Source organism: Streptomyces sp. NPDC035033 (assembly GCF_040636735.1).
Classification (GTDB): Bacteria; Actinomycetota; Actinomycetes; order Streptomycetales; family Streptomycetaceae; genus Streptomyces.
Window position 1 is genome coordinate 1 of sequence record NZ_JBEZUZ010000062.1, and the last position, 12,484, is coordinate 12,484.

The window sequence follows — 12,484 nt, forward strand, 5'->3', positions numbered from 1 at the left end:
CCGGCCCTGACCGACCGCCCCCGCCGCACCGTCCCGGCCCGGCCTCCGAGCCCGCCGGCAGCACCGCCCGGGGCGCCCCCGAGGCGCCCCGGGCGCCGTCCGCGCGACGGTCTGCCTGTCGGCGGGCGCCAGTAGGGTGGGGAGCATGGCCGACCCCTCCAGCTACCGCCCCGCGCCGGGGCAGATCCCCGACTCGCCGGGCGTCTACAAGTTCCGGGACGAGCACCGGCGAGTGATCTACGTCGGGAAGGCGAAGTCCCTCAGGCAGCGGCTGGCGAACTACTTCCAGCCGCTCGCGAACCTGCACCCGCGGACCGCCACCATGGTGACCACGGCCGCCTCCGTGGAGTGGACGGTCGTCTCCACCGAGGTCGAGGCACTCCAGCTGGAGTACTCCTGGATCAAGGAGTACGACCCCCGGTTCAACGTGAAGTACCGGGACGACAAGAGCTACCCCTACCTCGCGGTGACCCTGAACGAGGAGTTCCCCCGCGTCCAGGTCATGCGCGGGCACAAGAAGAAGGGCGTGCGGTACTTCGGGCCGTACGCGCACGCGTGGGCCATCCGCGAGACCGTCGACCTGATGCTGCGGGTCTTCCCGGTGCGGACCTGCTCGGCGGGCGTCTTCCGGAACGCCGCCTCGGCCGGCCGGCCCTGCCTGCTCGGCTACATCGGCAAGTGCTCGGCGCCCTGCGTCGGCCGGGTCACCCCCGAGGAGCACCGCGAACTGGCCGAGGAGTTCTGCGACTTCATGGCCGGCCGCACCGGCACGTACCTCCGCCGCCTGGAGAAGGCGATGACGGAGGCGGCCGAGGAGATGGAGTACGAGCGGGCCGCCCGGCTCCGCGACGACATCGAGGCCCTGCGCCGGGCCATGGAGAAGAACGCCGTCGTCCTCGCCGACGCCACCGACGCCGACCTCATCGCCCTCGCCGAGGACGAGCTGGAGGCCGCCGTCCAGATCTTCCACGTCCGCGGCGGACGCGTCCGCGGCCAGCGCGGCTGGGTCACCGACAAGGTCGAGGCCGTCGACACCGCCGGACTCGTCGAGCACGCCCTCCAGCAGCTGTACGGCGAGGAGAGCGGCGACGCCGTCCCCAAGGAGGTCCTGGTCCCGGCCCTCCCCGAGGACGCGGAGGCCGTCGGCCAGTGGCTCTCCGGCCGCCGCGGCTCCCAGGTCTCCCTGCGGGTCCCGCAGCGCGGCGACAAGAAGGACCTGATGGCCACCGTCGCCCGCAACGCCCAGCAGGCCCTCGTCCTGCACAAGACCAAGCGCGCCAGCGACCTCACCACCCGCTCCCGGGCCCTGGAGGAGATCGCCGAGGCCCTGGACCTGGACTCGGCGCCGCTGCGCATCGAGTGCTTCGACATCTCCCACCTCCAGGGCGAGGACGTCGTCGCCTCCATGGTCGTCTTCGAGGACGGACTGCCCCGCAAGAGCGAGTACCGCCGCTTCCAGATCAAGACCTTCGAGGGCCAGGACGACGTCCGGTCCATGCACGAGGTGATCGGCCGCCGCTTCCGGCGCTACCTCGCCGAGAAGGAGAAGACGGGGGAGTGGGGCGAGGACGGCGAGGTCCCCGTGGACGAGGCCGGCGACGACGGCCGGCGCAAGCGCTTCGCCTACCCGCCGCAGCTCGTCGTCGTCGACGGCGGGCAGCCGCAGGTCGCCGCCGCCCGCCGCGCCCTCGACGAGCTCGGCATCGACGACGTCGCCGTCTGCGGGCTCGCCAAGCGACTGGAGGAGGTCTGGCTGCCCGGCGAGGACGACCCGGTCGTGCTGCCCCGCTCCAGCGAGGGCCTGTACCTCCTCCAGCGGGTCCGTGACACGGCTCACGATTTCGCCATCCGCTACCAGCGGTCCAAGCGGACCAAACGGCTCCGGAGCAGCCCCCTCGACGCCGTCCCCGGTCTCGGCGACACGCGCAAGCAGGCCCTGATCAAGCATTTCGGCTCGGTGAAGCGGCTGAAGCAGGCGACAATCGAGCAGATCTGTGAGGTCCCCGGCTTCGGCCGGAAGACCGCGGAGGCGGTCGCCGTGGCCCTGGCCCGGGCGGTCCCCGCCGCACCCGCCGTGAACACGGCCACAGGAGAGATCATGGAAGACGACGGGGGCACCACGGCATGACCGAGCGCGACGGGCACCACCAGCACGACGGGCACCACCGAGAAGACGGAGCAGGACACGTGAGTACGGGCACGAAGGAGACCGCGGGCGACAACGGCGCCGAGGCGGCCATCCCCGAGCTGGTGATCATCTCCGGCATGTCCGGGGCCGGCCGGTCCACCGCGGCGAAGTGCCTGGAGGACCTCGGCTGGTTCGTCGTCGACAACCTGCCGCCCGCGCTGATCCCCACCATGGTGGAGCTCGGCGCCCGCTCCCAGGGCAACGTCGCCCGGATCGCGGTCGTCGTCGACGTCCGCGGCCGGCAGTTCTTCGACGCCCTGCGGGAGTCCCTCGCCGACCTCGACGCCAAGCAGGTCACCCGCCGGATCGTCTTCCTGGAGTCCTCCGACGAGGCCCTGGTCCGCCGCTTCGAGTCGGTCCGCCGCCCCCACCCCCTCCAGGGCGACGGCCGCATCACCGACGGCATCGCCGCCGAGCGCGACCTGCTGCGCGAGCTGCGCGGCGACGCCGACCTGGTCATCGACACCTCCAGCCTCAACGTCCACGAGCTGCGCGCCAAGATGGACGCTCAGTTCGCCGGCGAGGAGGAGCCCGAGCTGCGGGCCACCGTCATGTCCTTCGGCTTCAAGTACGGCCTGCCGGTCGACGCCGACCTCGTCGTCGACATGCGCTTCCTGCCCAACCCGCACTGGGTCCCCGAGCTGCGCCCGTACACCGGCCTCAACGAGGAGGTGGCGAACTACGTCTACAACCAGCCCGGCGCCAAGGAGTTCCTGGACCGCTACACCGAGCTGCTCCAGCTGATCGCCGCCGGCTACCGCCGCGAGGGCAAGCGGTACGTCACCATCGCCGTCGGCTGCACCGGCGGCAAGCACCGCTCCGTCGCCACCGCCGAGAAGCTCGCCGCCCGCCTCGCCGCCGAGGGCGTCGAGACCGTGGTCGTCCACCGCGACATGGGGCGCGAGTGAAGCCGTACCGCCGGCGCTCCTCCTCCACCCTCACGGTGCGGCGGACGCTCCGCAGACGCGGCGCCCAGCCGAAGGTCGTCGCCCTCGGCGGCGGCATGGGCCTCTCCGCCTCCCTCGCCGCCCTGCGGCGGATCACCGGCGACCTCACCGCCGTCGTCACCGTCGCCGACGACGGGGGCTCCAGCGGCCGGCTCCGCGAGGAGCTGGGCGTGCTGCCCCCCGGCGACCTCCGCAAGGCGCTCGCCGCGCTCTGCGGCGACGACGACTGGGGCCAGACCTGGGCCCGGGTCATCCAGCACCGCTTCCGGTCCAAGGGCGAGATGGGCGGCCACGCCGTCGGCAACCTGCTGATCGTCGCCCTCTGGGAGCAGCTCGGCGGCGACCCCGTACAGGCCCTCGACCTGGTCGGGCGGCTGCTCGGCGCCCAGGGCCGGGTGCTGCCCATGTCCGCCGTGCCGCTGGAGCTCCAGGCCCTGGTCAGGGGGCACGACCCGGCACGCCCGGAGGACGTGGAGACCGTGCGGGGACAGGCCACCGTGGCGCTCACCCCCGGCGAGGTGCAGTCCGTGCACCTGGTGCCGCCCGACCCGCCGGCCGTGCCGGAGGCCGTCGCGGCGGTCCTCGACGCCGACTGGGTCGTCCTCGGCCCCGGCTCCTGGTTCTCCTCGGTGATCCCGCACCTGCTCGTGCCCGAACTGCTCGACGCGCTGGTCGAGACCAAGGCCCGCAAGGTCCTGTCGCTGAACCTCGCGCCCCAGCCCGGAGAAACCGAGGGCTTCTCCCCGCAGCGTCATTTGGAGGTTTTGGGACGACACGCCCCTAAACTCGCCCTGGACGTGGTGCTGGCCGACGAGGCCGCCGTGCCCGACGTGTCAGCAGGGGAGCCCCTCGTCGACGCCGCCAAGCGGCTCGGCGCCGCGCTCGAGCTGGCGCCGGTGGCCCGCGCCGACGGCGCTCCGAAGCACGACCCGGAGCGGTTGGCCGCCGCGTACGACCGTATTTTTCGGATGCATGGAAGGATCGGCCCATGGCGATGACGGCAGCGGTGAAGGACGAGATCTCCCGGCTTCCCGTCACCCGGACCTGCTGCAGGAAGTCGGAGGTCTCGTCGATCCTGCGGTTCGCGGGCGGTCTGCACCTGGTCAGCGGCCGGATCGTGATCGAGGCGGAGCTCGACACGGCGATGGCGGCCCGGCGGCTGAAGCGGGACATCCTGGAGATCTTCGGGCACAGCTCGGAACTGATCGTGATGGCCCCCGGCGGGCTGCGCCGCGGCTCCCGCTTCGTGGTCCGCGTGGTCGCCGGCGGCGACCAGCTGGCCCGGCAGACGGGCCTGGTCGACGGCCGGGGCCGCCCCATCCGGGGCCTCCCCCCGCAGGTCGTCTCCGGCGCCACCTGTGACGCCGAGGCGGCCTGGCGCGGCGCCTTCCTCGCCCACGGCTCGCTGACCGAGCCCGGCCGCTCCTCCTCCCTGGAGGTCACCTGCCCCGGCCCGGAGGCCGCGCTCGCCCTCGTCGGCGCCGCCCGCCGGCTCTCCATCGCCGCCAAGGCCCGCGAGGTCCGCGGCGTGGACCGGGTCGTGGTCCGCGACGGCGACGCGATCGGCGCCCTGCTGACCCGGCTCGGCGCGCACGAGTCGGTGCTCGCCTGGGAGGAGCGGCGGATGCGCCGCGAGGTCCGCGCCACCGCCAACCGCCTGGCCAACTTCGACGACGCCAACCTGCGCCGCTCGGCCCGCGCCGCCGTCGCCGCCGGCGCCCGGGTGCAGCGCGCCCTGGAGATCCTGGGCGAGGAGGTGCCCGAGCACCTCGCCGCGGCCGGCCGGCTCCGCATGGAGCACAAGCAGGCCTCCCTGGAGGAGCTGGGCGCCCTCGCCGACCCGCCGCTCACCAAGGACGCGGTGGCCGGCCGGATCCGCCGGCTGCTCGCCATGGCCGACAAGCGGGCGCAGGACCTGGGCATCCCCGGCACCGAGTCGAACCTGACGGAGGAGCTGGACGAGAGCCTGGTCGGCTGAGCCTCCCGCCGCGCGGGCACCCCGCGCGGAAGGACGAACTCCGGGCCGCCGGTGCCTTTCTGAGGCACCGGCGGCTCCGTTCGTCCGTCCGGCCGAGCCCCGCGAGGCGCCCTTGACAGGGCCATGAGCGCCCCAGAGCCTGTCGTCTGTTCATCTTCGTGACGGATCACAGCAAGGGGGGCTCATGAGACACAGGGCGCGGGCGGTCGTCGCCGCGGCTTCACTGCTGATCGCGGGGCTGACGGCGGCACCCGCCGCCGGAGCGCGGCCGGCGGACCCCGGGGGCGGCGACGCCCTCTCCGTATGGCGGGCCACGGTCACCGAGGAGCAGGTGCCGCTCCTCCTGGAGGCCGGGGCCGACGGCCACGAACTGAGCGAGCGGGTGCCCGACCGGGGCACCGCCACCGTCGAGCTCTACCTGACCGGCGACCAGGCCGGAGAGCTGCGCGGCAAGGGGGTGCGGCTCACCGAGCACGCCCTGAGCGCGAGCGCCGAACAGCGGGTCGGGGCCGCCGGAGACGGCGTCTTCCGCCCGTACGGCGGCCCCGGCGGCCTGAAGGAGGAGCTCCTCGCCACCGCCGCCGCCCACCCCGGCCTCACCAAGGTCGTCTCGATCGGCAAGACCCTCAAGGGCCAGGACATCCTCGCGGTCAAGGTCAGCAAGGGCGCCCGGCAGACGAAGGACGGCAGCCGGCCGGCCACGCTGTACCTCTCCAACCAGCACGCCCGCGAGTGGATCACCCCGGAGATGACAAGGCGGTTGCTCCACCACTACCTCGACAACTACGGCACCGACGAGCGGATCACCCGGATCGTCGACTCCACCGAGCTGTGGTTCGTGCTCTCCGCCAACCCCGACGGCTACGACTTCACCCACGCCGACCCGGCCAACCGCCAGTGGCGCAAGAACCTCCGCGACAACGACGGCGACGGGACGATCGGCACCGGCGACGGCGTCGACCTCAACCGGAACTTCGCCTACAAGTGGGGCTACGACGACGAGGGTTCGTCCCCCGACCCGGCCGACGAGACCTTCCGCGGCAAGGGCCCCATGTCCGAGCCGGAGACCCGGGCCCTGGACGCCTTCCAGAAGCGCATCGGCTTCTCGTACGGCATCAACTACCACTCCGCCGCCCAGCTCATCCTGTACGGCGTCGGCTGGCAGGTCGCCACCGACACCCCCGACGACATCCCCCTCAAGGCGCTCGCCGGCACCCCGCAGAACCCCGCGGTCCCCGGCTACCGGCCGCAGGTCTCCTCCGAGCTGTACACCACCAACGGCGAGGCCGACGGACACGCCGCCAACGTCAACGGCATGCAGATGTTCACCCCGGAGATGTCCACCTGCGCCACCGCCTCCCGGGTCGACCCGAACGACGCCTGGGAGCCCGCCGACTGCGCCTCCGTCTTCACCTTCCCCGACGACGAGAAGCTGATCCAGGCCGAGTTCGCCAAGAACGTCCCCTTCGCGCTCGCCGTCGCCGAGTCCGCCGCCCGCCCCGACGACCCGGTCTCCCCGGTCGGCGCCGAGGCCCCGGCCCTCACCCCCGACGCCTTCACCACCTCCTACGCCGCCGTCGGCGAGGAGCAGCCGGTCGCCGTCACCGCCCGCGCGTCGCTGCGCGCCAAGACCCTGCACTACCGGATCAACGGCGGCCGCACCCACCGCGCCGGCGTCGAGGCGTGGGAGGGCGGCGAGACGTACGGCGGCGAGGACAACCTGTACTACGACCAGTACCGCGGCGAGGTGCGCGGCGCCCGCCCGGGCGACTCCGTCGAGGTCTGGTTCACCGCCCGCGACCGCGACGGGAGGACCACCGCCACCGCCCCCTTCACCTACGAGGTCGCCGCCCGCCCCCGGGGGGACGTCCTCGTGCTCGCCGAGGAGGGCGGGACGAGCGCCGCGCGGCACGCCGGGACGTACACCCGGGCGCTCGCGGCGACCGGCCGGAAGGGCGCCGTCTGGGACGTCGCGACCCAGGGCGTCCCGCACGCCCTCGGCGTCCTCTCCCACTTCCGCGCCGTCGTCTGGTACACCGGCGCCGAGCGCCCCTCCGGCGCCGTCCAGCTCGCCGTCCGCTCCTACCTCAACGAGGGCGGCAAGCTGATCAACGCCGGCGAGAAGAGCGGCGGGCTCACCCGGATCGGCCGGGCCGAGTCCAACGACTTCGCCCAGTACTGGCTCGGCGCCTACCACCGGGCCGGACTGAACGGCCCGGCCTCCTTCGCCGGCGCCGGCCGCCTCACCGGCGCGGGCACCGCGCTCGGCGCCGCCGACGGCAACCCGCTCGACAACGCCGGCGCCTACACCGTCACCTCCGACACCCTCGACCCGGAGCGCTTCCCGCAGTTCGCCTCCAGCGCCCCGGCCGGCGACTACCCGGGCCTGCGCACCCCCTTCGAACCGGCCGATGGCGACTCCTTCGCCGCCGTCCGGCACGCCGACGACACCTGGGCCCGGCTCACCCGGACCGTCGACCTCACCGGCACCGCCGCCGCCGCCGCTCCTCGGCTCGACTTCCAGGTCAGCTACGACACCGAGCCCGGCTACGACAACCTGATCGTCGAGGCCCGCACCGTCGGCCAGGACGACTGGACCACCCTGCCCGACCGGAACGGCGGCACCTCCGCCGAACCGCCCGCCGACTGCGGCGAGGGCTACTACCTCCGGCTCCACCCCGCCCTCGGCCGCTACCTCACCGTCGGCGAGGACGGCTGCGCGCCCACCGGCACCACCGGCTCCTGGAACGCCTTCACCGGCCCCTCCAACGGCTGGCGCCAGGCCTCCGTCGACCTCTCCGCCTACGCGGGCAAGCAGGTCGAGCTCTCCCTCTCGTACGTCTCCGACCCCGGCACCGGCGAGACCGGCGCCTTCGTCGACGACGTCCGGCTCGTCACCGCCGCCGGCACCGAGAGCGAGGGCTTCGAGACCGCGCTCGGCGCCTGGACCGTGCCCGGCGCCCCGGCCGGCAGCCCCGGCAACACCGTCGACTGGGCCCGCTCCCCGGCCCTGTTCCACTCCGTCGCCGCCGTCACCACCCGTGACACCGTCCTCCTCGGCTTCGGCCTGGAGCACATCGGCTCCGCGAGCGAGCGGCAGCGCCTCCTCGACCGGTCCCTCACCGCGCTCCGTCGCTGACGGAGCGTAGTGGGGACGAAGGTCCCAGAACGGCCCGTACCCGTTGACAGGTACGGGCCGTCGGCGTTTTCGGGCCATTCCCGGCCCCGCTTCCCGGGCTCGAACGGCTGCGTTCGATGTCACTCCGGGGTCCCCGGAGAGGTAGGGTCGGAAGCGGTCGGGGACATCCCAAAAAAATCAAGAGCTCGCCGGTGTGACATTTCACCCGGCGTTTCCTAACGAGGAGATCGGTTCGTGACGATCCGCGTAGGCATCAACGGCTTTGGCCGTATCGGTCGCAACTACTTCCGCGCGCTTCTCGAGCAGGGTGCCGACATCGAGGTCGTGGCCGTCAACGACCTGGGCGACACCGCGACCACGGCCCACCTGCTGAAGTACGACACCATCCTGGGCCGCCTCAAGGCCGAGGTCTCCCACACGGCGGACACCATCACCGTCGACGGCCACACCATCAAGGTGCTGTCCGAGCGCGACCCCGCCGACATCCCGTGGGGCGAGCTGGGCGTCGACGTCGTCATCGAGTCCACCGGCATCTTCACCAAGCGCGAGGACGCGGCCAAGCACCTCGCCGGCGGCGCGAAGAAGGTCCTCATCTCGGCTCCGGCCAAGGACGAGGACATCACCATCGTCATGGGCGTCAACCAGGACAAGTACGACCCGGCGAACCACCACGTCATCTCGAACGCGTCCTGCACCACCAACTGCGTCGCCCCGATGGCCAAGGTCCTCGACGAGAACTTCGGCATCGTCCGCGGCCTGATGACCACGGTCCACGCCTACACCAACGACCAGCGCATCCTGGACTTCCCGCACAAGGACCTGCGCCGCGCCCGCGCCGCCGCGGAGAACATCATCCCGACCACGACCGGTGCCGCCAAGGCCACCGCCCTGGTCCTCCCGCAGCTCAAGGGCAAGCTGGACGGCATCGCCATGCGCGTCCCGGTCCCCACCGGCTCCGCCACCGACCTGGTCGTCACCCTCGACCGCGAGGTCACCAAGGACGAGATCAACGCCGCCTTCAAGAAGGCCGCCGAGGACGGCCCGCTCAAGGGCATCCTCTTCTACACCGAGGACCCGATCGTCTCCTCGGACATCGTCAGCGACCCGGCGTCGTGCACCTTCGACTCCTCCCTGACCATGGTCCAGGACGGCAACAGCGTGAAGGTCCTCGGCTGGTACGACAACGAGTGGGGCTACTCCAACCGTCTCGTCGATCTGACCACCTTCGTCGGCGACCGGCTCTGAGGTACTAGGGTTCAGGCAGGGCAGGCTTTCGATGTGAGCAGGGCTCGGGCAGCGCGACGGAGCGCCGCGCGGGCCCTGTCTCGTGTGCTCCACCGCGTACCAAGGAGTCAGTGAACAGATGAAGACGATCGACGAGCTTCTCGGCGAGGGCGTCGAGGGCAAGCGGGTGTTCGTCCGCGCCGATCTCAACGTGCCGCTCGACGGCACCACCATCACCGACGACGGCCGCATCCGCGCCGTCGTCCCCACGGTCAAGGCGCTCGCCGAGGCCGGTGCCCGGGTCGTGGTCGCCTCCCACCTGGGCCGCCCCAAGGGCGCCCCGGACCCGGCGTTCTCCCTCGCCCCGGCCGCCGCGCGCCTCGGCGAACTGCTCGGCGCCGACGTGGCCTTCGCCACCGACACCGTCGGCGAGTCCGCGCGGGCGACCGTCGCCGGCCTCCTCGACGGCGGCGTGGCCGTCATCGAGAACCTGCGCTTCAACGCCGGCGAGACCTCGAAGGACGACGCCGAGCGCGACGCCTTCGCGGAGCAGCTGGCCGCCCTCGCCGACCTCTACGTCGGCGACGGCTTCGGCGCCGTCCACCGCAAGCACGCCTCGGTCTACGACCTGCCGGGCAAGCTGCCGCACGCCGCCGGCTACCTCATCGCCACCGAGGTCGGCGTCCTGAAGAAGCTGACGGAGGACGTCCAGCGGCCGTACGTGGTCGTCCTCGGCGGCGCCAAGGTCTCCGACAAGCTCGGCGTGATCGACCACCTCCTGGAGAAGGCCGACCGCATCCTCGTCGGCGGCGGCATGGCCTACACCTTCCTCAAGGCCCAGGGCCACGAGGTCGGCATCTCCCTCCTTCAGGAGGACCAGATCCCGGCCGTCCAGGAGTACCTGAAGCGCGCCGAGGACCGCGGCGTGGAGTTCGTCCTCCCCGTCGACGTCCTGGTCTCCCCGGAGTTCCCGGACCTCAAGACCAAGGCCCCGTCGAACCCCGCCACGGTCGCCGCGGACGCCATCCCGGCCGACCAGGAGGGCCTGGACATCGGCCCGGAGACCCGCAAGCTGTACGCCTCGAAGCTCGCCGACGCGGCCACCGTCTTCTGGAACGGCCCGATGGGCGTCTTCGAGCACCCCGACTACGCCGAGGGCACCAGGGCCGTCGCCCAGGCGCTCGTCGACTCCCCGGCCTTCACCGTGGTCGGCGGCGGCGACTCCGCCGCGGCCGTCCGGCTGCTGGGCTTCGACGAGAACGCTTTCGGCCACATCTCGACCGGTGGCGGCGCCTCCCTCGAATACCTCGAGGGCAAGAAGCTCCCCGGCCTCGTCGCACTGGAGGACTGAACCCCCTATGAGCACCCGTACCCCGCTGATGGCGGGCAACTGGAAGATGAACCTCAACCACCTGGAGGCCATCGCCCACGTCCAGAAGCTCGCCTTCACCCTCACCGACAAGGACTACGACGCCTGTGAGGTCGCCGTCCTCGTCCCCTTCACCGACCTGCGCTCCGTGCAGACCCTGATCGAGGGCGACAAGCTCAAGATCAAGTACGGCGCCCAGGACCTGTCGGCCCACGAGTCCGGCGCGTACACCGGTGAGATCTCCGGCGCCATGCTCGCCAAGCTGAACACCGGCTTCGTCGCCGTCGGCCACTCCGAGCGCCGCCAGTACCACGCCGAGACCGACGAGCTGTGCAACGCCAAGGTGAAGGCCGCCTTCGCCCACGGCATCACCCCGATCCTCTGCGTCGGCGAGGAGCTGGACGTGCGCGAGGCCGGGAACGCCGTCGCGCACACCCTCGCCCAGGTCGAGGGCGGCCTCAAGGACGTCCCGGCCGAGCAGGCCGAGACGATCGTGATCGCCTACGAGCCGGTCTGGGCCATCGGCACCGGCAAGGTCTGCGGCGCCGCCGACGCCCAGGAGGTCTGCGGGGCCATCCGCGGCAAGCTCGCCGAGCTCTACACGCAGGACGTCGCCGACAGGATCCGCATCCAGTACGGCGGCTCCGTCAAGAGCGGCAACGTCGCCGAGATCATGGCGCAGCCCGACATCGACGGCGCCCTGGTCGGCGGTGCCTCGCTGGACGCCGACGAGTTCGTCAAGATCGTGCGCTTCCGCGACCAGTGACGATGTAGAGCGGCGGAGGGGATCCGTCGTACCCTTGCGGGGGTCGGGCCGTGCCCGGCCCCCGTCCGTTATCAAGCTCCGAGGAAGTTGGTCCAGCCGTGGTTATGGGGTTCTCGATCGCCCTGATCGTCTTCAGCGCGCTGCTGATGCTGCTGGTGCTGATGCACAAGGGCAAGGGCGGCGGTCTCTCCGACATGTTCGGTGGCGGCATGCAGTCCTCCGTCGGCGGCTCCTCGGTCGCCGAGCGCAACCTCGACCGGATCACCATCGTGGTCGGGCTGCTCTGGTTCGCCTGCATTGTCGTACTTGGTCTGCTCATGAAGCTGGACGGGTAACTCCGCACACTGGACGCGCGTTGGGCCTTCCGTAGACTGGGGCATCTTCGAGCACCATCACGCAGGGAGTTACGACCGTGGCAAGTGGCAACGCGATCCGGGGAAGCCGGGTCGGAGCGGGGCCGATGGGGGAGGCCGAGCGGGGCGAGTCGGCGCCGCGCCTCCGCATCTCCTTCTGGTGCTCGAACGGGCACGAGACCCAGCCGAGTTTCGCGAGTGACGCGCAGGTCCCGGACACCTGGGACTGCCCCCGCTGCGGATTCCCGGCCGGCCAGGACCGGGACAACCCGCCGGACCCGCCGCGCACCGAGCCGTACAAGACGCACCTCGCCTACGTGCGCGAGCGGCGCAGCGACGCCGACGGCGAGGCCATCCTCGCCGAGGCGCTCGCCAAGCTGCGGGGCGAGATCTGAACAGCCGCTGAACGACCGCCGAAGGGCCTTGACCGCGAACCCGGTTCGCGGACAGGGCCCTTCGTCGTGTCCGGCTCCGGTGGCACGGATCGTCCCGCGCGATCAATTAGGTTGGAGGAGCAGCG

Annotated in this window: 10 protein-coding genes; all 10 read left to right on the forward strand. The window is 72.1% G+C overall.

Annotation, left to right across the window (positions count from 1 at the left end; all coding sequences use genetic code 11):
• Positions 1-145 precede the first annotated feature (145 nt).
• The 10 genes from uvrC to AB0E83_RS23485 all read left to right on the forward strand — a co-directional run bounded on the left by uvrC (position 146) and on the right by AB0E83_RS23485 (position 12,359).
• Positions 146-2,128 (forward strand): excinuclease ABC subunit UvrC, encoded by a 1,983-nt coding sequence (uvrC, locus tag AB0E83_RS23440; RefSeq protein ID WP_362115118.1) that lies wholly within the window; start codon positions 146-148, stop codon positions 2,126-2,128.
• A complete protein-coding gene (rapZ, locus tag AB0E83_RS23445; protein ID WP_362115121.1) occupies positions 2,125-3,096 on the forward strand; it encodes an RNase adapter RapZ in 972 nt (323 codons plus the stop codon). The genes uvrC and rapZ overlap by 4 nt, the downstream gene beginning before the upstream one ends.
• Positions 3,093-4,133 carry a uridine diphosphate-N-acetylglucosamine-binding protein YvcK gene (gene yvcK / locus AB0E83_RS23450; protein ID WP_362115124.1) on the forward strand — a complete coding sequence of 347 codons (1,041 nt, stop codon included), beginning with the start codon at positions 3,093-3,095 and terminating at the stop codon, positions 4,131-4,133. The genes rapZ and yvcK overlap by 4 nt, the downstream gene beginning before the upstream one ends.
• Complete coding sequence (gene whiA, locus AB0E83_RS23455; protein WP_030746080.1) at positions 4,124-5,113, forward strand: DNA-binding protein WhiA; 990 nt, start codon at positions 4,124-4,126, stop codon at positions 5,111-5,113. The genes yvcK and whiA overlap by 10 nt, the downstream gene beginning before the upstream one ends.
• Positions 5,114-5,297: 184 nt before the next feature.
• Positions 5,298-8,252: a M14 family zinc carboxypeptidase gene (locus AB0E83_RS23460; protein WP_362115127.1), complete on the forward strand. Its 2,955-nt coding sequence runs from the start codon at positions 5,298-5,300 to the stop codon at positions 8,250-8,252.
• A gap of 234 nt (positions 8,253-8,486) precedes the next feature.
• Positions 8,487-9,497, forward strand: a complete 1,011-nt coding sequence (gene gap, locus AB0E83_RS23465) for a type I glyceraldehyde-3-phosphate dehydrogenase (protein WP_362115130.1) — start codon at positions 8,487-8,489, stop codon at positions 9,495-9,497.
• Positions 9,498-9,615: 118 nt separating this feature from the next.
• Positions 9,616-10,827: a phosphoglycerate kinase gene (locus AB0E83_RS23470; RefSeq protein ID WP_362115133.1), complete on the forward strand. Its 1,212-nt coding sequence runs from the start codon at positions 9,616-9,618 to the stop codon at positions 10,825-10,827.
• Between the two features lie 7 nt (positions 10,828-10,834).
• On the forward strand, positions 10,835-11,611 hold the full coding sequence (gene tpiA / locus AB0E83_RS23475) for a triose-phosphate isomerase (RefSeq protein ID WP_362115135.1): 777 nt from the start codon (positions 10,835-10,837) through the stop codon (positions 11,609-11,611).
• Positions 11,612-11,715: 104 nt separating this feature from the next.
• On the forward strand, positions 11,716-11,946 hold the full coding sequence (secG, locus tag AB0E83_RS23480) for a preprotein translocase subunit SecG (protein WP_309055488.1): 231 nt from the start codon (positions 11,716-11,718) through the stop codon (positions 11,944-11,946).
• 77 nt (positions 11,947-12,023) lie between these two features.
• Complete coding sequence (locus AB0E83_RS23485) at positions 12,024-12,359, forward strand: RNA polymerase-binding protein RbpA (RefSeq protein WP_003957010.1); 336 nt, start codon at positions 12,024-12,026, stop codon at positions 12,357-12,359.
• The last annotated feature ends 125 nt before the right edge of the window (positions 12,360-12,484 follow it).

Excerpts from the sequence above, each read along its gene's own strand:
- rapZ (WP_362115121.1), top strand. The coding sequence starts at position 2,125 with ATGACCGAGCGCGACGGGCACCACCAGCACGACGGGCACCACCGAGAA.
- AB0E83_RS23470 (WP_362115133.1), top strand. The coding sequence starts at position 9,616 with ATGAAGACGATCGACGAGCTTCTCGGCGAGGGCGTCGAGGGCAAGCGG.
- whiA (WP_030746080.1), top strand. The coding sequence starts at position 4,124 with ATGGCGATGACGGCAGCGGTGAAGGACGAGATCTCCCGGCTTCCCGTC.
- AB0E83_RS23460 (WP_362115127.1), top strand. The coding sequence starts at position 5,298 with ATGAGACACAGGGCGCGGGCGGTCGTCGCCGCGGCTTCACTGCTGATC.
- tpiA (WP_362115135.1), top strand. The coding sequence starts at position 10,835 with ATGAGCACCCGTACCCCGCTGATGGCGGGCAACTGGAAGATGAACCTC.
- secG (WP_309055488.1), top strand. The coding sequence starts at position 11,716 with ATGGGGTTCTCGATCGCCCTGATCGTCTTCAGCGCGCTGCTGATGCTG.
- uvrC (WP_362115118.1), top strand. The coding sequence starts at position 146 with ATGGCCGACCCCTCCAGCTACCGCCCCGCGCCGGGGCAGATCCCCGAC.